Raw genomic sequence first — 26,998 nt, 5'->3', positions numbered from 1 at the left:
TTGTTAGAAGCGATCCCTTTTGCGCAGAAAATGCTGTCATTCCATCGAATTGGAAGAGACCATCATTACCATATAAACATCGTTTCTGCTATAAATCCTTCGTATTTCATCTCTATTTTACTGCGCTTCGAAGCGTTCGGCAGGGGTGAAGGAACCTCGAGCGAGTGGGCGCTGGAGCTGGACATTGCTTCGATTGAAGAAGCATGGCTCCGCACGGCCGCGCCGCAGGCCAGAAGTTCGCTGCCCTGCGGCTCAAACCATAGGCCGGCTCCGCTCATGCTATACAGCCGTGCAAACAGCGCCCGGCTGGAAGACAAGCCCACGGCAAGCTTCTGCCGAAAAGCGGAGAAGCTCCATTAACAAAAACAAGCGGCACATAGATCAGAACGTTGAAATGCTATAACCCTTGGCATTCCTGCTCGAAAGAGGCTTTGGATTTTATACACTCTTATCAGTCAAAAAAGACCACACGCTGATACTAGTCAACGTGTGGTCCGGAAAATTTCGTAATATGATTAACCCTGGAGAAGCAGCTGTTCCGGATCTTCGATTAATTCTTTAATAGTTACGAGGAACCCAACTGCATCTTTTCCATCGATAATACGGTGGTCGTAGGAAAGAGCAATGTACATCATTGGACGATTTTCAAAGCGGTCCTTATCGATTGCCACCGGACGGTTCTGAACGGTGTGCATTCCGAGAATTCCCACCTGCGGCGCGTTAAGAATCGGCGTGGACCAGAGGGAACCGAAGATACCACCATTTGTAATGGTAAAGCTTCCTCCCTGGAGCTCATCCAGTTTCAGTTTTTTGTTCTGAGCCTTCTGCGCAAGATCACCGATTTCACGCTCAATGCCGGCAAAATCGAGACGGTCTGCATCGCGGACAACCGGAACGACGAGTCCGTCATCGGTGGAAACAGCCATACCGATATCATAAAACTGTTTCAGCACTACTTCGTCTCCATCAATTTCAGCATTAACATATGGGTACTTCTTCAATGCACCGATAACAGCTTTTGTGAAGAAAGACATAAAGCCGAGCTTCACTCCGTTCTTATCCTGGAAGCTGTCTTTATGACGCTTTCTCAGTTCCATCAGATTCGTCATATCCACTTCGTTGAACGTTGTCAGCATAGCAGCTGTCTGCTGGGCTTCGACAAGACGCTTTGCAATCGTCTGACGGCGGCGGGACATCTTCTCCCGCTTCACCGGCTTGCCAGACGTTTCCTGCTTCGGCTCTTCTTTGGCTTCTTTTTTCGGAGCCTGCTGCTTGGACTGGTGCTCATCGATATCTTCTTTTCTTACGCGGCCGAGCGGATCACGCGCATCGATATCATGCAGGTCGATGCCTTTTTCACGCGCATAGCGGCGTGCTGCCGGGGACGCAACAACCCGGTCGGAGGAGCTTTTCTCTTCTGCAGCAGGAGCTTCGCCCGGTTTCTCTTTTTGTGTATCTTCTTTCGGTGTTTCTTTTTTCTCCTCAGGCTTACTTTCTTTCTTTTCTTCTGAAGAAGAGCTGTCTTTGCTCTCTTCCGAAGCCCCGCCTTCTGCGTTCGTATCGATGACGGCAATCACGTCACCTACTTTTACAGTATCGCCTTCATCTGCTTTTGCTTCTTTAAGAACTCCTGCTTCATCGGCAGAAATCTCTACGTTTACTTTGTCCGTTTCAAGTTCGACGATATCTTCGCCTTTTTCCACGTAATCACCCGGCTGCTTTAACCATTCTGCAACCGTGCCTTCTGTTACGGATTCTGCCAGTTCAGGTACTTTTACTTCCAGCATTATTCATTGCTCCCTTCAACGTCTCGGTTAAGTGCTTCCTCAATTATACGTGCCTGTTCCAGCTTATGAACTTTCGGATCTCCTTCCGCCGTGGAGGATCGTCTGCGGCGGCCTGCGAAATGAACAGGCAGTTCCCCGCCGGAGAGGCTGCGGAGGTACGGATAAATATAGTGCCATGCCCCCATATTCTGCGGTTCTTCCTGAACCCACATATACTCTTCAATGTTGTCAGCACCTTCAAGAATTTCTTCAATATGCTTTCTCGGGAACGGGTAAAGCTCTTCTACTTTCAGGATATGGAGCCATTCCGGATAGTCGCCTGTTTCCTGAAGCTTTTCCTCCAGATCCACTGCTACTTTCCCGGAGGCAAAAACGACTTTTTTAATCTTTTCCGGAGACGTACCGAGCCCTTCTACCGGCAGCACCGGTTCGAACGTTCCTTCTGTAAAGGAAGCAAGTGTAGAAGCAACGCTTTCGTTACGCAGCAGGCTTTTCGGCGCCATCAGAACGAGCGGGCGCACTTCATCTTTCGTAAGCGTCAGAGCCTGACGACGAAGAAGATGGAAATACTGGCTTGCTCTCGTTAAGTTCGCCACGTGCCAGTTGTTTTCCGCTGCAAGCGTAAGGAAGCGCTCCATACGGCCGCTGGAATGTTCCGGGCCCTGTCCCTCATAGCCGTGCGGAAGCAGAAGTACCAGACCGGATTTTTGTCCCCACTTTGCGCGTCCGCTCGAGATAAACTGATCAAAGAGGACCTGGGCACCATTGGAAAAGTCACCGTACTGCGCTTCCCAGATCGTCAGCGTTTCCGGCGAGTGAACATTGTAGCCGTATTCAAAACCGACACAGGCTGCCTCAGAAAGCGGACTGTTATGGACCGTAAAGGTTGCATTCGCATCCTTTAAGCCATGAAGCGGGTTATATTCCCCATTCTTCTCATAGTCATGAAGCACAAGGTGGCGCTGGGAGAATGTTCCCCGCTCCGAATCCTGGCCGGTCAGACGGATTGGCGTTCCGTCCGTAATGATGGTGGCAAAAGCGAGTGCTTCTGCGTGCCCCCAGTCAATACGGTCGTCCTTTTCAGCAGCGTCGAGTCTTCTGTTCAGGATTTTTTCGAGCTTAGGAAAGATCGTAAAATCCTCAGGATACTCAAGAAGCTGGCGGTTTATGTCCAGCAGCGATTCTTTCGAAATCGCTGATTCAATTCCTTCCAGACGATCTTCTACATACTCCGGTGGATTCATATCATTATCAATATGATCACGCTTATTTCCTTTAATTTCCTCGAAGAAATCGGTCAGTTTTTCCATAAAGGAGTCTCTCATTGAAGAGAATGTCTCCTCTTCGATCACCTTTTCCTTCACCAGTTCTTCGCCGTAAATATGGAAAACGGTCGGATGTTCTTTTACTTTTTTGTAAAGCTGCGGCTGTGTCGCAAGCGGCTCATCCATTTCATTGTGGCCGTAACGGCGGTAGCCGATCAGGTCAATGACAATATCTTTATGGAATTCCTTCCGGTAAAGATACGCCAGGTGCATGGCGGATACACACGCTTCCACATCGTCCGCATTCACATGGATCACCGGCACTTCATACCCTTTTGCCGGATCACTGGCATACGTCGTTGAACGGGAATCCGTACTTACAGTCGTAAAGCCGATCAGATTGTTTGCGATAACGTGGATCGTACCGCCGGTATTGTAGCCGTCCAGACGGCTGAGGTTAAGTGTCTCCGCAACGATGCCCTGACCAGGGAAAGCAGCGTCTCCATGAATAAGGATTGGCAGCGCCCGGTTGTGGTCCTGTTTCGGCGTACCAGCTCCGTCACGGTCATCCTGTGCCGCTCTCGCAAGTCCCTCCACCACTGGATTGACGAATTCAAGGTGACTTGGATTGTTTGCCAGTGTCACCGTCGTATCTGTGGATTCTTCATGAATTTCCCGGTCGGCGCCAAGGTGATACTTTACATCCCCTGTCCAGCCGTAGTTAATGCCGACGGAACCTTCAGATGGCACGAGATCTTTGTTCGGTGCATCATGAAATTCAGAGAAAATAAGTTCGTACGGCTTGCCGAGAACGTGTGCAAGAACGTTCAGACGGCCGCGGTGGGCCATTCCGATCATCACGTGCTCAGTGCCGTCCTCCACTGCTTCCGTAACAGCCTCATCAAGAAGCGGAATCATGGAGTCTAGCCCCTCGACGGAAAACCGCTTCTGGCCTTTAAACGTTTTATGTATGAAATGTTCAAAGCCCTCCACCTGGTTCAGCCGCTCGAGAAGTTTGACGCGCATATCATTCGTAAGGCTCGGCAGATAATCCCCTGATTCCACCTGTTGGAACAGCCAGCGCCGCTCGTTAATATCATGCACCTGATTAAATTCAAAAGCGAGCCGCTTCGTGTACGTTTCTTTTAAATGCTGGACAGCTTCCAGACCATTGGATAAAGAGGAATGATTATGCGGAGAGAGCAGTTCAGCCGGAACTTTTTTCAGCTCTTCCTCCGACAGATCGAATTCTTCCAGCTGGAAAATGTCTTTCGGCTCGTTCATTTTCACCGGAACAATATCTGCCATTAAATGACCATTTCTCCGGATTGATTCAGCCAGACGCATGGCATTAACGGCAGTAGTATACTGCTCAGCACTGCCTTGAGCCGTCTGTGACGGCGCCTGTGCAGATGTTTTTTCCTCATAAGGGCCCCACGTCTTAAAAAACTGGACGATATCCTCGTCCACTTCTTCCGGACTGCTTTCGTACAAATCGTACATTTCAAGCATATACCCCAGGTTGGGACCGTAAAACTGGGACCATCCTTCGCTCAGATTAATTGACTCACTACCCATTTGTGCTACCTCCAGTGAAGTTCGGAATATGTAGAGCATACACCTCGGAACGTGAAGCGTTTACACCGCATATTCTACCATTTTCTGCGAATATTCTCAAAGGGAACTTTCCATTCTTCGGCAGGGAAAATACGGCTGTGCCGGTTTTCTCTACTCACTGCGTGTTATTTTTTTCCAAAATGAACCTATCCGCTGCGCAGCCTTTTCCAGATCCTCCTCCCCGCATGCGTAGGACATACGGACATACCCTTCCCCGAAGGAGGAGAATGCGGTACCGGGAACCACTGCTACGCCGGCTTCTTCCAGCAGTCGTACAGCAAATGCTTCAGAAGACAGCCCTGCTCCTGTTATATCGGGAAACACATACAATGCGCCCTGCGGACGGACGACAGGAATGGACAGCTCTTCCAGAAACGATATGACATAATCCCGGCGCTGTTTAAATACATCCCGCATTGCTTCCGGGTCGTCTATTCCATCTGTTACGGCGCTTAAGGCAGCTGCCTGGGAAATCGACGAAGCACAGCTGACATTATACTGAAGCACCTTTATCATCTGCTCCGCCAGCCAGGAAGGTGCAAAGAGAAAACCAATTCTCCAGCCGGTCATCGCATGGGATTTACTCACTCCGTTGATCACGATAGTTTTTTCTTTCATACCGCTCATGGATCCCATGGATATATGCCTGCCGTCATAGATCAGCTCGCTGTAAATTTCATCACAGACAACAAAAATTTCTTTTTCACGCAGTACTTCATACAGGCCGTTCAGCTGCGGTTTAGTCAACGCAACGCCGGTCGGGTTGGAAGGATATGGGAGAAGCACTGCCTTTGTTGAGGAGGTGAGGTGCTTCTCCAGCTGTTCAGGAGTTAATACGAAATCTGTCTCCCTCGTATCCACATAGACGACTTCTGCACCACATTGTGTAATGATCGGGGCATATGCCGGATAGACTGGCGCGGGGATAATCACTTCGTCACCGGGCTCCAGAATCGTTCTCATTGTAATATCAATTGCCTGAGAGGCCCCGACGGTAACGAGTACTTCCTCCCAGCTGTACGAAATTCCAAGACGCTTTTCCGCCCAGGACGAAGCCGCTTTTCTCAGCTCCGGCGTACCGGCATTCGGCGTATACGTCGTACGCCCCTCATCAACTGCCTGAACCGCGGCTTCCCCTATATGCCCCGGAGTCGGAAAGTCCGGCTGTCCGATCGTCAGCTGCACCGCATCCGGAAACTGCTGAACCCGCTGAAAAAACTTGCGGATGCCCGAAATTTCGATGTTTTCAACAAGCGGATTTATATGTAGACTCATCACCAACACTCCAAATAACTACCATTTTATTTACCAGGCAAACGAAACCTGAAACATAACGTAAAAATAAACTAAATACAAAGCGAGCGCGAAAGGGAATATCTTCCAGAAAGCAGATACCCGCTTGTTTTCGATGAAAACACCCGAAGCCTGACGCACTGCCGGCAGAGAGAATATAAGAAGTACTGCTGCATAAAACAAGATGTAAAACACGTCCGCTGCACCGATGCCCTGCGACTCCTGACCTGTGAAAAGGCCCGCGACGGAAAGGACGATATTCGCCAGGACAAGCACTACCTTGGAAAGCAGCAGGTACACGAATCCAATCATCAGCAGCCACCACCCCGGCGCCTTAAAGAAGAAGAGCAGGACAGCCGCCGGGAGAAGCAGCAGCAGGATGCCATCGCTTACGAGCAGGCCGGCACTTCCTTCACGCAGCCCCCAGTGCATACCAATATACGTATAGTACCCGAAATAAAACAGAATAAAAAGCAGCAGAGCCGCGGAAAAAATCCGGATGCCAAGCTCTAATTGTAACGGTCGGCTATTCATGTATCTATTCACCCAATTCTGAAGAAAAAATGTCTGCACCCGCCCGCCCGAGAAGATACGCGGCGATGGCAAATGCTTCTGTCTGTTCTTTGACCCCATCGATTCCCTGCGGCGGCTGCTTTACCTGAACGGCAAATTCATCCGGGAAAAGCAGCTGCTCATTATTCGCCTGCCGGATAAATGCAGAGGCTTCCTGGATCCCGCTTCTGCCGCTCTGCATTACTTCATGAAAGGATACAAATCCGTGCATAACACCGCGGTATCTGGATGTGCGCACCGGAACCCCTTCAGCATGGAGTCTCTCAGCGTACTGTTCCCCTTCATCACGCAGAGGATCAAATTCTGCAGTAATGATGAGTGCGGGCGGAAGCCCGCTTAGATCATCCGCCTGAAGCGGGGATGTATACGGATGATCCCACATCCACTCTTCGGGAGTATATCCGTCGCGGGCCTGGTACATCACGTTCCGCGACAACAGATAGTATCCACTGTCATACACTTCACGTGATGCGAGCGGAACGTCCTGAAAGGTTGTCAGCGGATAAAAGAGCACCTGCGCCTGAATATCCGGCCCGCTCCTGTCTCTTGCAATCTGTGACGTCACAGTCGCCAGATTGCCGCCGGCGCTGTCTCCTGCAACCGTAATTCTGTCAATATCCCCGTGAAACGACTCTGCATTCCGCTCCGCCCACTGAAGAGCGGAGTAGCTGTCCTCTGCCGCCGTCGGGAAAACGTGCTCCGGCGCCAGTCTGTATCCGGGAGCAATAACGATGCTGGAACTTCTGGAAGCGATGGAGCGGATAATATTGTCATGCGTATCGATACTGCCATACCCTTCCAGGAACGCCCCGCCGTGATAGTACATGACGATCGGGAATGGCCCCTCTCCCCTGGGCCTGTACATAACTGCCGGAATATCTCCGCCGCCCTGGACTGGAATCTGAAACGATTCTTTCAAAATTGACGGACGCGAAGCGCCTCCGCTTCCATCCCCGGAAATAATTTTCGGTGGATTGAATTCTATATCCAGATCCACTAAATTGTTGTTTACTGCATGAAGAATAACTGCTGTTTTCGGAGGAAGTCTCCCTTCCTCGGTTGTCTGCCATAAGTACACAGCAGCACCGGTTACAGCGAGCGCTGTAACACTGACCAGCAGCATTCCAAGCAGCGTGTTTTTCACAACTGCCTTAAACCACTCCATCACTGTCCCATCCTCCTGAGCCGGCAACGTCCCGGGTTTATTGATTCCCATTAATAGGGTATATAGTCACAGCTGGATTTCATCGGTTTCTATGCATTCTATTATACACACTTTTCAATCATATTGGCACCGATGACGTTAATTCCATAACAGGAGGCAGAAATTATGAAATCACTTACTGAACTTGAAACACAGCTGAAAAAACTCGATATGAAATCATACCGTGCGTTAAAAGATATTCAGGGCAGCTACGCAGGTGATCAATTCCGGCTCCACCTGGATTATGTGCAGGGCGATCCGTTTGCGGCCCCTTCAAGACTCCGCCTGGAGATGAACCTGAAAGACACACCTGTTGATCCCGGCATGCTTACTACGGAATCCCGGACTGCCGCACTAAAGCACCTGTTTACAAAGCAGTTTGAATCCATCCGCAGAAAAACAGAAAACAAAACCGGCGGAACCGGCAAAAGCGGCATGATCATGATTGACACCCCGGGCAGAGAAGTACTTGACACAACCTCCGTTTACTTGACAGAAAATACATTAGAATTTCGTATTTCCTGCGGCCTGCCGGCTAAAGGAAGGAAAATACTCGGCGGGCAGTGTGCTACTCTTCTGACAAACGTTATTCCTTCGATTCTCTCCGGCTGGTTAAAAACATACGACCACAGCGAGGCGCAGGCTGCCGTGACACTTTCTGATGATCAGGATGCACTCCGACGGCAGCTGGCGGAAAACGGACTTGTCTCCTTCATAGCGGACGGCAGTATTCTGCCGAGAAGAAGCGGAAGCAGCACCAGGCCTATGAAAGAGGGCGCCGTACCTTTCAAAGCTCCGGACAGCCTCCGCGTTACATTGAAAAAAGCAGACGGGTCTTCTATCACCGGGCTCGGCATCAGGCAGGGAATTACGTTGATTGCCGGCGGCGGCTACCATGGAAAAAGCACCCTTCTGCAGGCTGTGGAGCTCGGCGTCTACAATCATGAAGAAGGAGACGGACGTGAGTATACAGTAAGTGATGCTTCCGGAGTGAAAATCAGGGCGGAAGACGGCAGAGAAGTCCGTCGAGTGAACATTTCCCCTTTCATCAACGAGCTGCCGATGAAAAAAAGGACCGACTCTTTCTCTTCCACAGATGCAAGCGGAAGTACGTCACAGGCAGCAAATATTATGGAAGCACTTGAAGCAGGAGCAGAAAGTTTATTTATCGACGAAGATACGAGTGCGACAAACTTTATGATCCGAGATGCACGCATGCAGCGACTTGTCGTAAAAGAGAAGGAGCCCATCACTCCATTTATCGACCGCATCCGCGATCTGTATGAGCAGAAAGGTGTTTCCACCGTCCTCGTTCTCGGTGGCTCCGGTGATTATTTTGATGTTGCCGATACAGTAATTATGATGGATGAATATGTTCCTCATGAAGTGACAGAACGAGCGAAAGAAATCGCTCAGGAGTATGAAACAAAGCGGTCGAGAGAAGCGCCCGTACCGCTTCCCGATACGATCAGCCGCGATTTTGAGCCATCTCTTATAAAACAGCACCTGGACCGGAAAGGGAAAATTCAGGCGAGGGGTCTCCATCAGATTTCGATCGGCCGTGAGCCGCTCCCTCTTCATTCGGTCGAACAGCTCGTTCACCCATCTCAGACGGAAGCGCTGGCACTTATGTTAAAAAAGCTCGAGAGATCAGAATCAGGTTCTTTAACTGAATCGATCCGCCGTATTTATAAAGAAATAGAGGAGAAAGGTATCGATTCCCTTTCCCCTTTTTATGGAAAACACCCCGGTGCTGCAGCACTACCGAGGTTTTACGAAGCGTGCGCTGCCATTAACCGGATCCGCTCCAGGCAGCGCTGACGCCAGTACACATTTAGAGGGCTCTCCACCTATTTTGGAGAGCCCTCTTTCTATTGGTTACACTTATTCAAACGTCGAAAGGTACGTACCGAGGCCTTCTTTCTCCAATTCTTCTTTCGGAACGAACCGGAGGGATGCCGAGTTAATACAATAGCGCAGCCCACTCGGCGGCGGTCCGTCCGGGAACACATGACCAAGGTGGGAATCGGCGACGCTGCTCCGGACTTCTGTACGGACCATAAAATGGCTCCGGTCGGTTTTTTCCACTACCATGCTTTCATCAATCGGCTTCGTGAAACTCGGCCAGCCGCAGTTCGAGTGAAACTTGTCGTTTGAATGAAACAAAGCTTCACCGGAAACGACATCTACATAAATACCGTCTTCAAAAAAATCCCATAATTTATTTTTAAACGGCGGTTCGGTAGCGTCTTCCTGAGTTACCTGGTATTCGAGCGGTGATAAATGATCGAGATTTTTATTTTGACTCATGTTCTCCCCTCCAGTATTTATCAATAAATCCTGCCCGGCCGCTCCCGCGGTTGTACATTTTATAGTGGAGCGGATGCTTCCGGTAATAATCCTGATGGTACGTCTCTGCTTCGTAAAACGTCTTTGCCGGAAGGATATCGGTGACGACCGGTTTCTGAAAGCGGCTGCTTTGATCAATCCTGTCTCTGGATGCTTCGGCCAATGCTTTCTGCTCCTCATCATGATAGTAAACAGCCGTTTTATACGATTCGCCGCGGTCGTGGAACTGGCCGCCGGGGTCCGTCGGATCAATCTGAGACCAGAAAATGTCCAGCATCTTCTCATAGGAGAAAACTTCGGGGTCATACGTGATCTGCACCGCTTCACGGTGACCGGTCGTTTCGGAACAGACTTCTTCGTACGTTGGATTTTCAGTATGACCGCCGGTATATCCGGATATAACACGGTGGATTCCGGGCTGCTCGTCAAACGGGCGCACCATGCACCAGAAACATCCACCTGCAAATGTCGCTTTCTTCTCCATACCAGCACCACCTTTCTTTCATTGCTGTTTTTAGTGTATCACGGAGATGATTTTAACCAACAGTAATCCGCTCACTGCAGAGCTGTTTTAAGTTGTGCAGAAGAGAAGGCCGGCTGGACAATGGATGTCCGGCCGGCCCTGAGCATTTTTGAACTGCTCATTGGTATATCCGCCTTATTTTCCTGCGCGCAGCAGAAATTCATGAGCATTTTTCCAGGAAATTTTTTCTGTAATATCAACACCAAAAACACTCTTGAGCCGCTCCTGCAGCACCCGGTGCCCTGATGCATCAGAAAGACCCTCTACTTTCTCTTCGATCCCGTCAAAATCGGACCCCAGCGCAATACAGTTCTCTCCGCCAAGTTCCAGCATATGCTCTGTGTGGGCAAGGAGATCATCCAAGTTTGCATCCGCCCCGTCTATGACGAATGGAGGGTTGTAGACGAGTCCGCAGAGCCCCTTCTTTTCAAAAAGCATCTTCAGCTGATCATCCGATAAATTACGCCGGTGCCCGCATACTGATTTCGCATTGGAATGAGTAGCTAATGCGTATGCATCCAGACTGAGAACGTCGTAGACCCCCTGGACGGATAAGTGGGAAACATCTGTCAGGACGCCGCGTTCCGTATTCCACTGCACTACTTCTTTCCCGAATGAGGTCAGCCCTGCTCCGCGCGTTTCCCCGATGCCGTCTGCTGTCAGGTTTGCCTGGTTCCAGGTTAATCCGAGTGAACGAACGCCCCGGTCATAAAAGTAGGACATCCGGCTGAGGTCATGATGAATCGGTTCGGCACCTTCCAGGGTCAGTACGCAGCCGATATCGCCTTCTTTCAGCTGTGCAAGCTTCCGCCAGTCATCAATGAAAACCATACCCGGGGTGCGCGCCACTACCTCATGAAACAGATCCACCTGACGTACAGCTTCGGAAAACGTTTTTTCCGGAGGGACATCCGGTTCGAGAAATACCGCAAAAAACTGCAGCCGGGCCCCTCCCCGTTTTAACTGCGGCAGACCGGCATCCAGTTGGATCCCCTTTTCAAAATCGGCCCCTTTCTCTTCTGCAAGCTTCAAGAGAACGTCACAGTGGAGATCGTATACCGGGGCTGTCATGCTTTCGGCCGCACCATTTTTTCCAGGTCAATGTATTCATCAAACTGCTCTTCCGTCAGGTAACCTAGCTCTACCGCCGTTTCTTTCAGCGTGCTGTTGTTCTGGAAAGCTGTCTTGGCAATAACTGCCGCTTTCTCATATCCAATATGAGGATTCAGTGCTGTAACAAGCATCAGTGAATTTTTTACGTGCTTTTCAATAATTTCCTCATTCACTTCTATACCTTTTGCACAGCGCTCATTAAAGGAATGCATGGCATCTGTCAGAAGTCTGACAGACTGAAGGAAATTGTATGCGATAACCGGCTTGAACACATTCAGCTCAAAATTACCCTGGCTCGCTGCTACGCCTACGGCCGTATCATTCCCCATTACCTGCACACTGACCATCGTCAGCGCCTCGGACTGTGTTGGATTTACTTTCCCGGGCATAATGGAAGAGCCGGGCTCGTTCGCCGGGATGGTAATTTCTCCGATTCCGGAACGGGGGCCGCTCGACAGCCAGCGCACATCATTGGCAATCTTCATCAAGTCCGCAGCAAGCCCTTTCAAAGCACCGTGAGCGTAAACGATCTCATCGTGGCTCGTCAGTGCATGAAATTTATTCGGGGATGAATGGAACGTCATACCGGTAATGCGGCTGATCTCTTCTGCTGTGAGTTTTCCGAAATCCGGGTGCGCATTGATTCCCGTGCCGACTGCTGTTCCGCCGATAGCAAGATTGCGCAGCTGTTCCGCGGACTGCTTGATCATCTCCTCGGATTTTTGGAGCATAAAGGCCCAGCCGCTGATTTCCTGCCCGAGAGTGAGCGGCGTTGCATCCTGAAGGTGTGTACGGCCGATCTTAATGACGTCATTGAACTGCTCTGCTTTCTGCTCCAGTGTTTCACGAAGAGACGCCAGTGAAGGCAGGAGCTGTTCATGGACAGCTTTTAAAGCAGCGATATGCATCGCTGTCGGGTACGTATCATTGGAGCTCTGGGAGCGGTTGACGTCATCATTTGGATGAATACGGGTGTCGAGACCTTCCGCTTCAAAATGCTGATTGGAACGGTAGGCCGCAACTTCATTCATGTTCATATTCGACTGCGTTCCGCTTCCTGTCTGCCACACGACAAGCGGGAAGTGCTCTTCGTGGTCGTTTTCTCTAATCTCGCGGCATACCCGCTGAATCATCGTCCCTTTTTCTTCGTCCATATTTTCAAGACGTACATTGGCAGCCGCACAGGCTTCTTTCAGCACCGAAAATGCATACGTAATCTCACGGGGCATCGTTTCTTCACCGATGCGGAAGTTTTCCGTGCTGCGCTGCGTCTGTGCACCCCACCATTTATCTGCGGGTACGTTTATTTCTCCAAGCGTATCTTTTTCTGTGCGATAATCCATCCTTACGCCTCCTATGACAGCTGTTTTATAATAATTATTTACGTTCATTACGTTACCCATTCCTGCAGGAAAAATCAAGAAGAGAGGATGAAAAAAGAAGGTAACGATTGAATTTTCAGAATGATACCGTTATCATAAAAGCGTGGGATTAACATTTATTGGAGGTGTCGTTATGGAGATTTTAGAAGCTGGACAAGGTACATATCAGCTGCAGGACTACCAGAAAGAGCGTGAAACTTTCGACTGGAAGCAGGTGGAGAAGGCTTTCTCCTGGTCTGAAACCGGCAAAGTGAACATCGCTTATGAAACGATTGACCGGCACGTAAACGAAGGCAGAGGAGATAAAAAGGCGCTGCTTTACTCAGATAAAAACCGCGAGGAGTCCTACACCTTTTCTGAATTAAAGGAAAAGACGGACCAGGCTGCTCATATGTACCGGAACCTCGGAATTTCCAAGGGGGACAGGGTATTTATTTTCATGCCCAGAAGCCCCGAGCTGTACGTAGCGCTTCTCGGTGCTGTGAAAGTCGGTGCGGTCGTCGGCCCGCTGTTTGAAGCATTTATGCAGGATGCGGTTAAGGCCCGGCTGGAAGACAGTGAAGCTTCCATGATCGTCACCACTCCGGATCTCGTATCCAGAATTCCTCATGAGGACCTGCCTCACCTGAAAACGATTCTTATTTCCGGTGACTCGGATAAAACAGGATCTTCTGAGAAATTTGTATCGATGGATGAGAAGCTTGCAGAAGCGGATACAGACGACTCTGCAATCGAATGGGTGGATCTTGAAGATGGATTTATCCTTCATTATACATCCGGCTCCACCGGAAAACCGAAAGGTGTCTACCATGTTCATAAAGCCATGCTGCAGCACTATCAGACAGGTAAATGGGTGCTGGATCTGCGCGAAGACGACGTTTACTGGTGTACAGCCGACCCCGGCTGGGTGACAGGTACCTCCTACGGCATTTTCGGCCCGTGGCTTAATGGTGTGACGAACGTTGTCCGGGGCGGGCGCTTTTCCCCTGATGACTGGTACGGAACGATCGATAAATACAACGTCACGGTCTGGTACAGCGCGCCGACAGCGTTCCGGATGCTTATGGCCGCTCCGCAGGAGACGCTGAAAAATCACGATCTATCTTCCCTGCGGCACATCTTAAGCGTCGGTGAACCGCTGAATCCGGAAGTTGTCCGCTGGGGCTGGGATGTATTCAACCTCCGCATTCATGATACATGGTGGATGACCGAAACGGGCGCCATGCTAATCTGCAACTATCCTTCCGAGCCGATAAAACCAGGCTCGATGGGAAAACCGATTCCGGGCGTTGATGCTTCCATCGTCGATGATCACGGCAACGAACTTCCGCCGGGAGAGATGGGCAACCTCGCCATAAAAACAGGCTGGCCTGCCCAGATGCGTAAGATCTGGAATAACGAGCCGAAATTCAATGAGTATTTTGCCATAGAAGGCTGGTACGTCTCAGGCGATACAGCGTACCGCGATGAGGATGGCTACTTCTGGTTCCAGGGCAGAAATGATGACGTCATCATGACTGCAGGAGAACGCGTGGGACCATTTGAAATCGAAAGCAAGCTTGTCGAGCACGAAGCCGTTGCTGAAGCGGGTGTCATCGGTAAGCCGGACGAAATCCGCGGCCACATTATCAAAGCTTTCATCGCGCTGAGAGAAGGCTACGAAGAGTCCGACGAGCTGAAAGAGCAGATTCAGAAATTCATCAAATCTGAACTTGCCGCACACGCCGTGCCTCGCGAAATAGAGTTTAAGGACAAGCTTCCAAAAACACGCAGCGGTAAAATTATGCGCCGTGTCTTAAAAGCGTGGGAACTGGATGAGCCGACAGGTGACCTGTCGACAATGGACGATAACTGATAATATGGAATAAATTCTCTCATAGATAGACGAAGTGCCGGCGGTCTATATTGACCGCCGGCACTTTATTATGTCTGCAGCATGTTAAGGTGCTCCGCCAGCTGCCGGGCGGTTAAACGGAACCTGTCTGCCGCCCTTCGTGCACCTTACGGATGTGAGCAGCATTCGTTTCAGCAAGACTGGAAATATAGGCGTGGGCTCCCTGCAGATCCGAAGGCGATCCAACGCCTATTACTGTCATACCTGCTTTTCGTCCTGCGTCCACTCCAGCCTGTGCGTCTTCAAAAACGACGCAGTCTTCAGGTGGAACACGCATGCGTTCCGCTCCCAGAAGAAACACCTGCGGATCCGGCTTTGCCTTTTCGACATCGTTCCCGTCCACAACCGCCTCAAAATAAGGCGTGATACCGGTGTTTTTCAGTATCAGAGGGGCATTTCTGCTTGCAGAACCGAGCGCTGCCGGGATATTTTCCGACTGAAGCTCCGTTAGAAGATTCGATGCGCCAGGAAGAAGCTCGCCTGCATCCATCGTGGAAATCTTGCTCACGTACTGCTCGTTCTTCTGTGCGGCGAGTTTCTGTTTTTCTTCTTCAGCCAGTGTGACCCCGCCGATCTCAAGCAGAATATTCAGTGAATCCATGCGGCTTACGCCCTTCAGCCGTTCATTGTGTGCTTCGGTAAATGAAAATCCAAGCTGATCAGCGATCGCTTTCCAGGCGCCAAAATGATGGACTGCCGTATCAACAAGCACGCCGTCCAGATCGAAAATAACCCCTCTTACTTCCGCCACAGGCATCGGCCTCCCTCAATAAATTTAAAATGAATAATATGGAGAAATCATGACGTAGACAAGGACTCCGGTAAAGCTTACGTACAGCCACATCGGCATCGTCCAGCGAACCCATTTCCGGTGTTTCGGACGCATGTCTTTAAACCCGGTAAAGAAACTCATTAAAGCCAGCGGCACGATTATTGCTGCAAGGACGATATGGGTGATCAGTATAAAGTAGTAAAAGCCGGCAATGAACCCTTCTCCCCCGTAGGGAGTTGATTCCGCCATAAAATGAAACGTAACGTAGGAAACGAGAAAAAATGTCGTCGTTATAAAGGCACTGTATATGAAACGCCGGTGAATTTTTACATTTCCATTAATGATTGCAAGGAGCGCTCCAAGCAGAAAAATGAACGTAAGTGAGTTCATCACCGCATTAAATAGTGGAAGCCTCGTAATCCATTCAGGCAGTTCCCCGACGTATCCAGGAATAAACGAGAGTGCAACGACGAGAAGATTGACGACGAGTGTGACGATCACCACGGTCCGGATATGGTGCCGGACAATGCTGTTCCAGATATTTTTCAATGTTGTACACCTCCCCCAGGCTGTCTGTACCGCGTTTAGTATACCGTATCTACCAACCCGGGAAAAGCAGATTCTATAATTTTGACGGATTTGTCGAATTTACACGTTCATTCCGGATCGACTGGTCCAGCTTTTCCTCCAGCTCGGACAGCTGGTCATTTCTGCCGGCCCGAAACCACCGCCGCCGTTTTTCTTTCGCCACAAGCTTTTTTAGCAGCTTCTTCTCAGCCTTCGTTAACAGCATGGTTCCGTGCTCCTTTCTTTTCCTTCATTATAACAAGCGCATAAAGGGCAGCTCCAGCTGCAAGGACTGCACCGGAAAGAATGAAGACAGAAGCAAGACCGAACAGGCCGGCTGCAACCCCTCCCGCTGCAGGCCCTGCGACATTACCAAGAAAACGGAAGCTTTGGTTATAGCCGAGCACTTCCCCCTGCATGTCCAGCGGCACCGCTCTTCGAATATAAGCGGTGACACAGGGAATAACACCCCCGAGAGCCAGACCGAATAAAAACCGCAGCAGGAGAAGCACAGTCAGTGAGCCGGAAAACGCCTGCGGTATTAAAAACAATGCACACAACGCCATACAGATAAGTACGATCCATTCATGACCGTACCGGTCCCCCTGTATTCCCCAGAACCTCGTCGCTATTAAATTGCCGAGCCCTGTCATACTGAAGGCAGCCCCGGCCAGAAAAGCGGCATTTTCAACAGAAACGAGTTGATCGACAAACAGGGCAAGCTGCGGCTGGATACTGAAGTTTGCCGCCTGTACAGCAAAACTCAAAAGCATGACGAACAGGAGCATACGGTTGGTAAAAATCGTTTTATAGACCGTTGCAGCCGATGCCTTTTCCTGCGGTCCGCTTTTACTTCTAATTTCGTGAATACCAAAAGCAACAGCCGTTGTGGCAAGCGTAATACCAATGGCCGTGAGCACAAATGTATACGTAAAACCGACGCTGTCGGCAAGGATACCGCCGAGAAGCGGTCCGAAAAGGCTGCCTGACACGGTACCCATCTGCAGTGTACCGAGCACTTTCCCCGCCTCTTCTTTGTTCGTCTGCGCCGAGATCAGCGCCATCGATGTCGGGATAAATCCTGTCACGAGACCCATGAAGGCCCGCAGGAAAAACAATTCCCATACACTGTTTACAAAACTCATGAGGAAAATAGAAACAGCTATTCCGTACCCTGTAATCAGAAGAATCTTCTTCCTGCCGAACCGGTCCCCGAACCGGCCCCAGAGCGGCGCTGCAATAAAAGCAACTAAAAAGGTGATGCCAAAAATAAAGCCGGCCCACCGCTGCACATATGCATCCGAATAAGCACCGAAGGTTTCAATATAAACAGCGAGAAACGGCAGAACCATCGTTGCACTTGCTGCGACGAAAAAGTTTGCTGTCCACATGACAATTAAATTATGTTTCTGCATCCGCTACCCTGCTTCCGAGAAAAATTTCGACTCCCGATATAATAACATATTTTCCTCGCAGGGAACGGTTATACGCTCTTAGATTGCAGTCTAATTCCATTTAATTATTCCTCGGCTTCCCCTGGGAACGCAAGCGGCCAGAGAAGCAGTCAGATCTATTGTTATTCACTCTTGACCACTTTCTCTGCAGCCCCCGCTCTTCTTCAATATCACTTAGAGGAAATAAGGTCAGTCAGCTGTTCAATTTCCTCTCTTTTTTCTGCCGCTTTTTCAAAACCATGGGCGTAGAGTGTTTCGAGTTTCGTTTTATTCCGCTCCACTCTCGAGACGACACGGGATGATTCCGGTCGGATGACGACCGCCCTTCCCTGCTGTTCCAGCTGAAGAACAGAACGCATTGCATCATTATATAGTTTCCACCGCGTCTCCATGAGGTGAACCAGCTCAGGGAACTGCTTCAGCCTTCTGCGCATATACCAGAAGGACCTTCCCGGCGGCTGCTTTGAGTATCCTTCGGGCTGAGTCATGACGATGACTAGAGGTCCGCTCCCATCTTTTAACGCTCGTTGAAAAGGAATCGGTTCACTCAGTCCCCCATCCAGCAGATATCTCCCCTGAAAAGGAACGACAGGCGCAGCCAGCGGCAGAGAGGAGGAAGCTCTCAGTATCGTATTCAGATCATCCTGTACTTCCTGTTTTTCATAAAACACCGGTTCTGCTGTTTCACAGTCCGTCGTACCGATAAAAAACTTCGTTGAGGAGGCGAAAAAACGCTCGTAATGAAATGGCTGCTCTTCATTTGGTATCCGGTCAAATATCAGATCCATGTTGAACAATTCGCCATGTCTCAGGAGGCGCCGGATCGAAATATATTCCGGATGATCGGTGTAGTCAATGGTGACAGCGCGGTTTCGGCCGGACTGCATGGAAATATAGGAGGCGGCATTGCAGGCACCTGCGGAGACACCGTATACAGCAGGGAACTGAATGTCGTTTTCCAAAAAATATTCCAGCACACCGCTCGTAAAAACACCGCGCATCCCGCCGCCTTCCAGTATCAGCGCACTGCCCATCTTATTCCTCCTCTTCTGTATAGAACATAAATGCAAGCGCCCCTGGGCCGGTGTGGGTGCTGATAATCGGCGTGGTACCAATTATTGAAACGGGAATATCTCTAACCTGCTTTACAGATTCTGCAAGCCGCTCCGATAATTGCAGAGCTCCGGCGTGGGCGATGCCCGCTCCTTTTACAATGCCTGCTCCTGCCTCTTCACGAAGTGTATCAGTCATCCATTTAATCATCTGGCTGTGTGTTCTTACTTTGGCTGCCGGCGTATATTCCCCTCCGTCAAGCACTGCCAGCGGCTTAATTTTAAGAAGCGAACCGACGAACGCTCTGCCACGGCCGATCCGCCCTCCTTTTACCAGGTTCTCGAGTGTATCCACCATAATATAAAGCCGGGTATTCTCTTTTACTTTCTGCACTTTTGCAGTAATCTCTTCCATGGAAGCTCCCTGCTCTGCCAGACGGGCGGCCTCCACCACTTGAAACCCCAGTGCTGTGGAGATATATTCCGAATCAACGACCGTTACTGAAGCTTCGGACATACCTGCTGCCTGACGGGCACTGTCATACGTCCCGCTCAGCTTCGATGCCATATGTATCGAGATGACTTCTGAACCGTCTTCGCCCAGACGGTCGTAGAGCTCTTTAAATGTTCCCGGAGAAGGCTGGGAACTTTTAGGGAGTTCATCCGCTTCTTTCATTTTGTCTATAAAAGAAGCACTGTCTATTTCGACCCGGTCAACATATGTTTTTCCGCCTACGGTCACGGAAAGCGGCACAACATGAATTCCGTATTTTTCAATCTGATGTTCCTCTAAGTCCAGCGTTGAATCCGTAACAATATGAATTTTCGGCATCTGCAGCATCCACCTTTCAAGCTATTAATTTCCAGATTTACTGCTTTCAGCATACTATAAGCCGTATCCGGTGTTAAGTATCCCGTTCTATAAGTTCTGCATATTCCGCGAAATTCTTCCTCAACCTGCCGCGTTCTTATGATAAAATGAAAAAGCTGAATTTGTCATTGTGAGGAGGAAACCAGTTGCCAAAGCAGTATGATGCGCCATTCATCGCCGTTGAAGGCCCGATTGGTGTCGGAAAAACGTCCTTATCGGAAAAGCTCAGCAGCTATTATCAATATCATCACTTAAAAGAAATCGTCGATGAAAATCCTTTTCTTGGAAAGTTTTATGAAGATATTCAGGAATGGAGCTTTCAGACAGAGATGTTTTTTCTCTGCAACCGATTTAAGCAGCTCGAAGATGTGTATGAGCACCACCTTGCCAAAGGCTACCCGGTAATCAGCGATTACCATATTTTTAAAAATCACTTGTTTGCCAAACAGACGCTTCAGGAGGAACACCTGGAAAAATATGAGCGGATTTTTTCTATTTTAACCGGTGATCTGGCCCGCCCGAATATCATCATTTATTTAAACGCAGGCCTCGATACGCTGCTGGAGCGAATTTCTCGCCGTGGAAGGGAAATTGAAAAATCCATCGATCCAGCATACCTGCAGCGGCTCAGTGCAGATTATGAACAGTTTATGCGGGATCATGAGCGAGTTTACCCGGAAATTCCCGTAATCCGGATCTCCGGAGATGAGATGGATTTTGTCGAGCGGGAACACGACTTTCAACGGATCGTTGATATGGTTGAAGACGCGATGACGCGGAAGCAGACACTTTTCTAGACATGACATTATATTCTGAGCAGCACGCATACACCTCTGCGTCAGTCTGTATGGGAGGAATTACGAATGGAACCTGTAAAACATGACCTTAAAAACAATTCGCTGATCACACTCGCCGGAACCGTTGGTGTCGGTAAATCTACGCTTACCAATGCACTTTCCGACACACTCGGTTTTAAAGCAGCATTTGAAAAGGTGGACGGAAATCCTTATTTGGAAGATTACTACGATGACTTTGAAAAATGGTCGTTTCATCTCCAGATGTATTTTTTAGCTGAACGGTTCAAACAGCAGAAACGCATGCATGAGGAAGGTCTCGGGTATGTTCAGGACCGGAGTATCTACGAAGATGTCGGCATTTTTGCCCAGCTGCAGTATGATCAGGGAAATATGACGACGCGCGACTTTTCCACCTATCACTCTCTTTTTGAAGCGATGGTAATGAATCCTTATTTCCCGAAACCCGATGTGCTCATTTATATTAACGGCTCTCTGGAAAGCATTCTCCGCCGGATTGAATCACGCGGCAGGCAGATGGAAATCGATACCCCCCGCTCTTTCTGGGAGGATTTATACGAAAGGTATCAAACCTGGATAGTAAATTTCCGTGAATGCCCTGTACTTCATCTGGATATCGATCAGTATGACTGCCGGAGCGAGCAGTCGATGAAAGAAATCGTCCGTGCTCTGGAAGAGCTTCAGCAGGCTGACGAACCCCGTCATTTAAAACTTTCTTCAATGACAAAGAACGGGACATTATAGAAAAAAGGCCATTTCCTCTTTTGGGAAAATGGCCTTTTTTCATTACATGCTTCCGGATGAAGCATTCTTTTCTTCCTCTCTGAGCCTCCGCAGCCGTTTTTTGTATACCACTGCGGACAGCCGGATACTGATTTCATACAGGACAATCAGAGGGAGAATAACGAGAACATCCGAAAGAAAATCCGGAGGCGAAACGAGTACACTGACAATGACGATCGCAAAGTACGCGTATTTCCTGTTTTTCTGCATGCCGTATGGGCTGATAACACCTATCGTCGTCAAAAACATGACGACAAGCGGCATTTCAAAAAGAATACTAAAAGGCACTGTCATTCGCAGCACAAACTGGAAATACCGGTCTGCAGTGAACATCGTCTGAAAGGTTCCTTCGCCGAGCGCAAGCAGAAACTGCAGGACAAGCGGGAGAATAATGAAGTACCCGAACAGAATGCCTGCTGCAAAGAGCACAAATGATACAGGTATGTATACAGCAGAAGCTTTCCGCTCCTCCTCCGTCAGTCCAGGTTTAACAAACATCCACACTTGGCTGATAATAACCGGGACCGTTACAGCAAGTGCAATAACAGCAGCAATACTTAAGTAGATCAAGATAATATCCAGTGGACCGAGCACTACAAGCTGCGTTCCCAGATCTTTAGTCAGCAGGTCGTAAATTTCTTCCACAAAAATGAAGGATGCTGCAAACGCGGCAATAAATACGCCCAGAACGATAAAAATCCGCTTCCGCAGCTCATCCAGATGTTCGACAATTTCCATTTCTCTCGACTGCTTGGACATAACCGCTCTCCTTCACTATAGTAGTTTCAGCTTGATCCTTCTTGTGAAGACAAAAGCGCGGTACAGCCGTTCCTGCTTTCTTCACAAAAGAAAGCCTGTCCTGGGATACCGGGACAAGCTGGCAGATTACTGTTTTTTATTCTCTGTTTCATCGTCCTGCGTCAGTTCCTTCGTGGAATTACGGAATTCCTTCAGCGTCTGACCCATCGCTCTGCCGATTTCCGGAAGTTTCTTCGGTCCGAAGATGACGAGTGCAATAACGAGAATCAGAATTAGGCCGGGGACACCAATACCAGATAACATGATAACCCTCCTTGGCTCTAAAAGCCGTATAGATCATTACCCATTCATCATACCACATGAGTAACCGCGCGGCAATTTATTATTGCTGCAGCTCACGGAGAAGTACATCAACAGAAACTCCCTCGCCATAACCAATATCATCCCCGTCCCGGACGTCGGGCGGTGGCTGCGGTTCAAATCCGTCAAGCTCAGGAATCTCCGGCTCATTTCCCTGTTCCGGCTCCGGTTCTTCCTGACTAATTTCTTCTGTAGATGACTCGTTATTGGACGCCGGATCCGGAACGTCCTCTGTTTCGGAAGAAGGTGTTTCCAGAGAAACGGTATCATCATCCGGAACCTCTTCCACTGCATCGAAATAGTTATCCGGTTCATTTATTGAATCTACAGACGCTGACGATCCATCTTCTCCACCTGATAAAACAGCCCAGAGCGCAGCGGACCATACAGCTGCTGTAATGACACCTGCTGCACCGACAGACAACCATTGTTTCACTGGATTTCCTCCTTTCTGGAATAAATCTTTTTTCGTGATTACTATGACCTGAATAATAGCACAGTTTCCTATTTTTTGCGATAAATCTGCTCAAACATTATAAAATATAGATCTTTTTACTTAGTTAATCCGAAAATGAATATCTGTATCGAAGACGGGGTCCTGCAGCTGCCGTTCTTTAAAATAAACATTGTTCTGATGATCGATAAGAAGAATGCTGCTGCACCTGCTTCCATAATGGTCCATCCGGATATTTAAAGGTGACAGCTTCTTTTCAAGCTCCATGCCCACACCTGTATCCGGGAGCATCTTTTCCGGCCATGGGTCGCTTTTTGAGAGTGCATGTAAGAGCGTTTCTACAAGCTCATCCCTCTGTAAATGAATGGAGTCTTTGAGTTTCTGTTTAAGAAACGTCGTTTTCGGCCAGGCAGTATGCAGGTCTGCGTTCGAAAGTGTATAAATGCCTTCATTCAGTACAGCTCTTTCTGCTGGCTGATTCGTTGTGTAATGCAGCTGGTCTTTCGTTCCGTAAAGCAGATTAAATCCGCTGTATTTATTGAAAGGGAGCTGAGATATGTCATTTCCGCTAAGCCATGCCGGTACGAGCTCCCCTCTCGAGCGCCCTCTGCTCTTGTCCTGATCCGGACGGCGGACATTTGTCAACGCTGCGATTCTTCCCTCTAAGGAAACGCCGAGCCATGTACCTCCGGCCTGTTTATCTTTTCCTGCGAAAAAAATCCCCTCCTGTAAATGCAGTGCTTTTGTGGGCCTTTCCAGAAGTTCATCCCGATTAGCTGCCAGTATAAATGGAAACTCCGGATGCTGATTCATCATGACACCGATGATGCACATATCTATCCCTCTTTTCCGTTGTTCACATCAATGAAATCCTCCCGGTGAATCTGGCGGTAAACTTCCGTTTCAAACGCAGAACGGGTATGCCGGTTGATCAGCATACAGGATTTCATCATATCGAATTCTCTTTCTGAGACGTCACCGTCAAAACGCATCCGTTCAAGCACAGGTACTTTGAACCTGGAGTGCGTCATCATTGCAACACGTACCTCTTCCTTTTCACAAATGGATATAAACACAGCATTTATCGATGGAGACAATGCTCCTGACCAAGAAGTTCTGCTCTTATATGACTCGGAATGCGCTTTTTCAACATGCGGACTTCTGTTCGGAAGCGTAACAAAATACGTCATTTCCTCAAAAGAAAATACAAGATTATCCGGTTTCTTCCCTTTTCGTTTAAAGAGTATACTTCCGTAAATCATCAGAAAAGCAAGATAAAGCGGCCGTTGAAGTAAAAGCAGCAGTGCCGTTCCGAGTAAAATACCGGTCCACGTCATACATACATCTCCCTTTCATGAAGCACCATCTGATTTCTGCCGTTTCTCTTTGCTTCATAAGCCGCCTGATCCGCTTCATGGAGCAATGCTTCAGCAGTCATCCCCCGCCTTAATTCAGCACCGCCGATGCTTACTGATATGTGACCAAACGGCTGCGAAGCAGCTCCGGCTGTTTCTATTTTCTTTACGTCCTCCATTATCTGTTCTGCGGTCTGTCCAGCTTCCTCTAATGAAGCTCCCGGCAGCAGGAGGACAAATTCCTCTCCTCCAAACCGGCAGGCACTCCCTGATTCTCCTGAAAGATTTTGCAGCACTTCAGCCAAAGCCTTTAATACTTCGTCTCCGAGCAGGTGGCCGTTCGTATCGTTAAACTGTTTGAAATAGTCAATGTCGAGAAGCAGCACCGATACCTCTTTATTATTACGGGAAAATGAATCGACGACATGTGCCAGCTGCTGCTCCAAATACCGTTTGTTATACAATCCGGTCAATCCATCTTTCCATGCCATCGATTTCGTCATTTCATACAGGTAGGCGTTTTCCATTGCCATCGCTGCCTGATTGACAAGAGGCATCAGCTGATCAAGGTCCTCATACGTTATCGGGCGGTTGTCTACAATATTGTCCACGGCGGCAAAGCCGATGATTTTATCGTTTGCAGTCAATGGAAGAACCGCTGCTTCTGAGATCGAAAAGGAGGCCATCCATCCGGACAGTTGATCTTGAGCTTCCAGTGAGGAAGGATGCAGCAGAAGAGGTTCACGATCAGCAACCATTTGATAGAGAATAGAACTGTCTTTGTTCGAAAAATGCATTGTCTGCAGAAGACTGTTCAGTTCACTATCATTTGATTCCGCTTCTTTCTGCTGAAGGATAAAATCGCGCAGTGTCCATTTCTGAACAGCTACGTTTTCCCACACGTCATACCCCTGCTCTGCAGTCAGCGGTCCGATTGCTGCTTTTCCATAAAATTCACCATTCCCTTTATGAATGAACAGCATTGCCCGGTTGTATCCGAGACCGTAACCGGCTGTCAGGGAGGTAAGAAAAATATGCGACAGCCTCGTCGGTTCGAGCGTACTCTGCATAACGAGCGATATTTCCCGCAGAACGTGCAGGTTTTTAGACTGGTGGTGATAAAAATCCATCCAGTCCGTCTCTTTCTTTTCCCGCGACCGGATCATCCAGGCACCTGTGTAAATGAAAAAAGCAGCTCCTGTCACTGCGGCAATCCATGCAATCGGTTGCCCAAAATACAGAAAAAGAACGCTCACTCCGAGAACAACCGCAGAGAGGCTGATTAGATTAAGAAAGACAGCCGCTGCTGCCACTGCAGCAGTAAACGCCGGCCCCGACGCATCCGCCCCCTCCAGCACCATACCGAAAACCGAAGCGGTCATTACGGCTGCCGTGAACATCCAGCCTGCCAGTCTGCCGGGAAACAAAAACAGTGCAGCTCCTCCACATAAAATAACGAAAATACTAACTGCTGCAGTCCACATGTATATACACTCCCTCCTCCGTGGTAACGCTTTCCTAAATTGTACCATACCTTATGGAACTACGCCTTAGGTCTTACCCTGTTCTGAGACTCCCTATCAATTGTTTTCTGCTCCTCTGCGGGGGTATACTGATACTAGCGAAACTTTTCCCAGCAGTCTTTCGTAACTAGTGGAAAGGCTTCGGATAAAGAGGAGGAATTTTCATGAGTGATCAGTCCCGCCCGGAAGAAATAACCGGATATGAGGAGAGCCCGTCAGGCGAAGAACGCCGGCGCGCCGAGGAAATGATGGAAGGCATTCAGGACAAATCAAAAATTGAAGATATTATGAATACGCTGAACACACTCGGAACAGCCGAACAGGAGAAAGCCGGTGAATCACTGGAAGCACTGAAGCGGCCGGTTTCCGACATGATGAACGACCCAAACCACAGCCTTCCCGATCAATTGGGACGGCTGAAAGAAGTCGTCGCCGAACTGGAACCGGACTATCTGCAGGAAGGCCGATTCAAACAGTTTTTATCTAAACTGGTCCGCAGAAGCCCGATTGAAAAATACGCTCAGAAATACCAGACCGTAGAGACAGAAGTGAATACCATTATCGATGCACTTCTCCATGGGAAAGATAAACTTCAGGAAGATACGGTGATGCTCCATCAGCTGAAAGATACAGCAAAAGAACGAATTGAAGCATTAAATGGTCAGATCAGTGTCGGGAAGGAACTAAATACGATGCTGGAAGCGGAGCTTGCAAAGCCCGAGTGGCAGGATGACCCTTCTCCTATACAGAAGGGCCAGCAGAAAGTATTGTCCCGTGTGAAAAACATGCAGCAGGCTGTACTCGTTCTGCAGCAGTCTCTCGCCTCCGTTGACATTATCGTTGAAAATAACGACAAGCTGGAAGAAGCTATTTTTAATTCCATCACCATGACGAAAAATATCGTTACCGTCACGGCCTCCATCCAGCTTGCATTAAGCAACCAGAAGCAGGTAATTGATGCGGTGCAGAACGTGAACCGCTCGACAGAGCAGATGCTTATAAACAACGCAGAAATGCTGAAATCCAATACGGAACAGACGTTAAAAACGCTCGAGGAGCCTGCTGTAGCTATGGAAACGTTCCGAAAAGCATATGAAGATGTCTACGCTGCCATTGAAATGACGGAGCAGTCCAATGAGCGGATTATCACTTCCAGCAAAAAATTCATTTCCGAAATGGACGAATTGAACGAACAGATGGAACGAAAATTATTGAAGTAAAGAAAGAAGGGAA

27 protein-coding genes are annotated in these 26,998 nt (G+C 49.0%); 6 read left to right on the top strand and 21 right to left on the bottom strand.

Translation table 11 applies throughout. The features are described from left to right. Complete coding sequence (locus C6I21_RS02925; RefSeq protein ID WP_105957927.1) at positions 1-360, top strand: hypothetical protein; 360 nt, start codon at positions 1-3, stop codon at positions 358-360. A 155-nt stretch (positions 361-515) separates the two neighbouring features. On the opposite strand, the gene odhB is transcribed toward C6I21_RS02925, so the two are convergent. From odhB to C6I21_RS02900, 5 genes are all read right to left on the bottom strand, one after another. Continuing rightward, the gene (gene odhB, locus C6I21_RS02920) at positions 516-1,787 is read right to left on the bottom strand and encodes a 2-oxoglutarate dehydrogenase complex dihydrolipoyllysine-residue succinyltransferase (RefSeq protein WP_105957926.1); all 1,272 of its coding nucleotides are present in this window, start codon (positions 1,785-1,787) and stop codon (positions 516-518) included. After that, on the bottom strand, positions 1,787-4,630 hold the full coding sequence (locus C6I21_RS02915) for a 2-oxoglutarate dehydrogenase E1 component (protein WP_105957925.1): 2,844 nt from the start codon (positions 4,628-4,630) through the stop codon (positions 1,787-1,789). The genes odhB and C6I21_RS02915 overlap by 1 nt, the downstream gene beginning before the upstream one ends. A 150-nt stretch (positions 4,631-4,780) precedes the next feature. Then, a complete protein-coding gene (locus tag C6I21_RS02910; protein ID WP_105957924.1) occupies positions 4,781-5,944 on the bottom strand; it encodes an aminotransferase class I/II-fold pyridoxal phosphate-dependent enzyme in 1,164 nt (387 codons plus the stop codon). Positions 5,945-5,974: 30 nt separating this feature from the next. Continuing rightward, on the bottom strand, positions 5,975-6,496 hold the full coding sequence (locus tag C6I21_RS02905; RefSeq protein WP_105957923.1) for a hypothetical protein: 522 nt from the start codon (positions 6,494-6,496) through the stop codon (positions 5,975-5,977). A 4-nt stretch (positions 6,497-6,500) separates the two neighbouring features. Continuing rightward, entirely contained in the window at positions 6,501-7,700 is a 1,200-nt protein-coding gene (locus tag C6I21_RS02900) for an alpha/beta hydrolase (protein WP_245411524.1), read from the bottom strand. A 165-nt stretch (positions 7,701-7,865) separates the two neighbouring features. Between C6I21_RS02900 and C6I21_RS02895 the strand changes: the two genes are divergently transcribed. Further along, positions 7,866-9,560: an ABC-ATPase domain-containing protein gene (locus C6I21_RS02895; protein WP_105957922.1), complete on the top strand. Its 1,695-nt coding sequence runs from the start codon at positions 7,866-7,868 to the stop codon at positions 9,558-9,560. A 63-nt stretch (positions 9,561-9,623) separates the two neighbouring features. On the opposite strand, the gene msrB is transcribed toward C6I21_RS02895, so the two are convergent. The 4 genes from msrB to fumC form a co-directional block, all read right to left on the bottom strand. Beyond that, positions 9,624-10,049: a peptide-methionine (R)-S-oxide reductase MsrB gene (msrB, locus tag C6I21_RS02890; RefSeq protein ID WP_105957921.1), complete on the bottom strand. Its 426-nt coding sequence runs from the start codon at positions 10,047-10,049 to the stop codon at positions 9,624-9,626. Further along, positions 10,036-10,572, bottom strand: a complete 537-nt coding sequence (gene msrA, locus C6I21_RS02885) for a peptide-methionine (S)-S-oxide reductase MsrA (RefSeq protein WP_105957920.1) — start codon at positions 10,570-10,572, stop codon at positions 10,036-10,038. The genes msrB and msrA overlap by 14 nt, the downstream gene beginning before the upstream one ends. 174 nt (positions 10,573-10,746) lie before the next feature. Next, positions 10,747-11,682 (bottom strand): dipeptidase, encoded by a 936-nt coding sequence (locus C6I21_RS02880; protein ID WP_105957919.1) that lies wholly within the window; start codon positions 11,680-11,682, stop codon positions 10,747-10,749. After that, positions 11,679-13,067 (bottom strand): class II fumarate hydratase, encoded by a 1,389-nt coding sequence (gene fumC, locus C6I21_RS02875; RefSeq protein ID WP_105957918.1) that lies wholly within the window; start codon positions 13,065-13,067, stop codon positions 11,679-11,681. The genes C6I21_RS02880 and fumC overlap by 4 nt, the downstream gene beginning before the upstream one ends. A 172-nt stretch (positions 13,068-13,239) precedes the next feature. On the opposite strand from fumC, the gene acsA reads away from it, so the two are divergent. Continuing rightward, positions 13,240-14,961 carry an acetate--CoA ligase gene (acsA, locus tag C6I21_RS02870; RefSeq protein ID WP_105957917.1) on the top strand — a complete coding sequence of 574 codons (1,722 nt, stop codon included), beginning with the start codon at positions 13,240-13,242 and terminating at the stop codon, positions 14,959-14,961. Between the two features lie 112 nt (positions 14,962-15,073). Here acsA and pgmB read toward each other — a convergent pair whose 3' ends face one another. From pgmB to C6I21_RS02845, 6 genes are all read right to left on the bottom strand, one after another. Continuing rightward, positions 15,074-15,751, bottom strand: a complete 678-nt coding sequence (gene pgmB, locus C6I21_RS02865) for a beta-phosphoglucomutase (RefSeq protein WP_245411518.1) — start codon at positions 15,749-15,751, stop codon at positions 15,074-15,076. Positions 15,752-15,775: 24 nt separating this feature from the next. After that, entirely contained in the window at positions 15,776-16,321 is a 546-nt protein-coding gene (locus tag C6I21_RS02860) for a DUF420 domain-containing protein (RefSeq protein WP_245411517.1), read from the bottom strand. Between the two features lie 73 nt (positions 16,322-16,394). Beyond that, complete coding sequence (locus C6I21_RS16315) at positions 16,395-16,565, bottom strand: hypothetical protein (protein WP_181186059.1); 171 nt, start codon at positions 16,563-16,565, stop codon at positions 16,395-16,397. Then, positions 16,546-17,754, bottom strand: a complete 1,209-nt coding sequence (locus C6I21_RS02855; protein ID WP_245411516.1) for an MFS transporter — start codon at positions 17,752-17,754, stop codon at positions 16,546-16,548. The genes C6I21_RS16315 and C6I21_RS02855 overlap by 20 nt, the downstream gene beginning before the upstream one ends. A 209-nt stretch (positions 17,755-17,963) precedes the next feature. Next, positions 17,964-18,827: a patatin-like phospholipase family protein gene (locus C6I21_RS02850; protein WP_105957915.1), complete on the bottom strand. Its 864-nt coding sequence runs from the start codon at positions 18,825-18,827 to the stop codon at positions 17,964-17,966. 1 nt (position 18,828) lies between these two features. Beyond that, complete coding sequence (locus C6I21_RS02845; protein ID WP_105957914.1) at positions 18,829-19,677, bottom strand: DegV family protein; 849 nt, start codon at positions 19,675-19,677, stop codon at positions 18,829-18,831. Positions 19,678-19,862: 185 nt separating this feature from the next. Here C6I21_RS02845 and C6I21_RS02840 point away from each other — a divergent pair, with 185 nt between their 5' ends. Together C6I21_RS02840 and C6I21_RS02835 are read left to right on the top strand one after the other, a co-directional pair. Then, positions 19,863-20,513, top strand: coding sequence for a deoxynucleoside kinase (locus C6I21_RS02840; RefSeq protein ID WP_105957913.1), 651 nt, complete (start codon positions 19,863-19,865; stop codon positions 20,511-20,513). Positions 20,514-20,579: 66 nt separating this feature from the next. Continuing rightward, positions 20,580-21,275 carry a deoxynucleoside kinase gene (locus tag C6I21_RS02835; RefSeq protein ID WP_105957912.1) on the top strand — a complete coding sequence of 232 codons (696 nt, stop codon included), beginning with the start codon at positions 20,580-20,582 and terminating at the stop codon, positions 21,273-21,275. A gap of 42 nt (positions 21,276-21,317) precedes the next feature. Here C6I21_RS02835 and tatC read toward each other — a convergent pair whose 3' ends face one another. The 6 genes from tatC to C6I21_RS02805 form a co-directional block, all read right to left on the bottom strand. Beyond that, entirely contained in the window at positions 21,318-22,073 is a 756-nt protein-coding gene (gene tatC / locus C6I21_RS02830; protein WP_105957911.1) for a twin-arginine translocase subunit TatC, read from the bottom strand. Positions 22,074-22,199: 126 nt separating this feature from the next. After that, a complete protein-coding gene (locus C6I21_RS02825) occupies positions 22,200-22,376 on the bottom strand; it encodes a twin-arginine translocase TatA/TatE family subunit (RefSeq protein WP_105957910.1) in 177 nt (58 codons plus the stop codon). Between the two features lie 79 nt (positions 22,377-22,455). Beyond that, positions 22,456-22,869: a hypothetical protein gene (locus C6I21_RS02820; RefSeq protein ID WP_105957909.1), complete on the bottom strand. Its 414-nt coding sequence runs from the start codon at positions 22,867-22,869 to the stop codon at positions 22,456-22,458. A gap of 120 nt (positions 22,870-22,989) precedes the next feature. Next, complete coding sequence (locus C6I21_RS02815) at positions 22,990-23,721, bottom strand: NRDE family protein (protein WP_105957908.1); 732 nt, start codon at positions 23,719-23,721, stop codon at positions 22,990-22,992. Between the two features lie 2 nt (positions 23,722-23,723). Then, a complete protein-coding gene (locus C6I21_RS16310; protein WP_181186058.1) occupies positions 23,724-23,963 on the bottom strand; it encodes a hypothetical protein in 240 nt (79 codons plus the stop codon). 257 nt (positions 23,964-24,220) lie between these two features. Next, positions 24,221-25,726: a sensor domain-containing diguanylate cyclase gene (locus C6I21_RS02805; RefSeq protein WP_181186057.1), complete on the bottom strand. Its 1,506-nt coding sequence runs from the start codon at positions 25,724-25,726 to the stop codon at positions 24,221-24,223. Between the two features lie 287 nt (positions 25,727-26,013). Between C6I21_RS02805 and C6I21_RS02800 the strand changes: the two genes are divergently transcribed. Beyond that, on the top strand, positions 26,014-26,985 hold the full coding sequence (locus C6I21_RS02800; protein ID WP_425352469.1) for a toxic anion resistance protein: 972 nt from the start codon (positions 26,014-26,016) through the stop codon (positions 26,983-26,985). The last annotated feature ends 13 nt before the right edge of the window (positions 26,986-26,998 follow it).

Origin of the sequence: Alkalicoccus urumqiensis, from assembly GCF_002993335.1 — a bacterium.
GTDB classification, from domain to species: domain Bacteria; phylum Bacillota; class Bacilli; order Bacillales; family Salisediminibacteriaceae; genus Alkalicoccus; species Alkalicoccus urumqiensis.
This window is presented reverse-complemented; position numbering and strand designations above follow the sequence as displayed.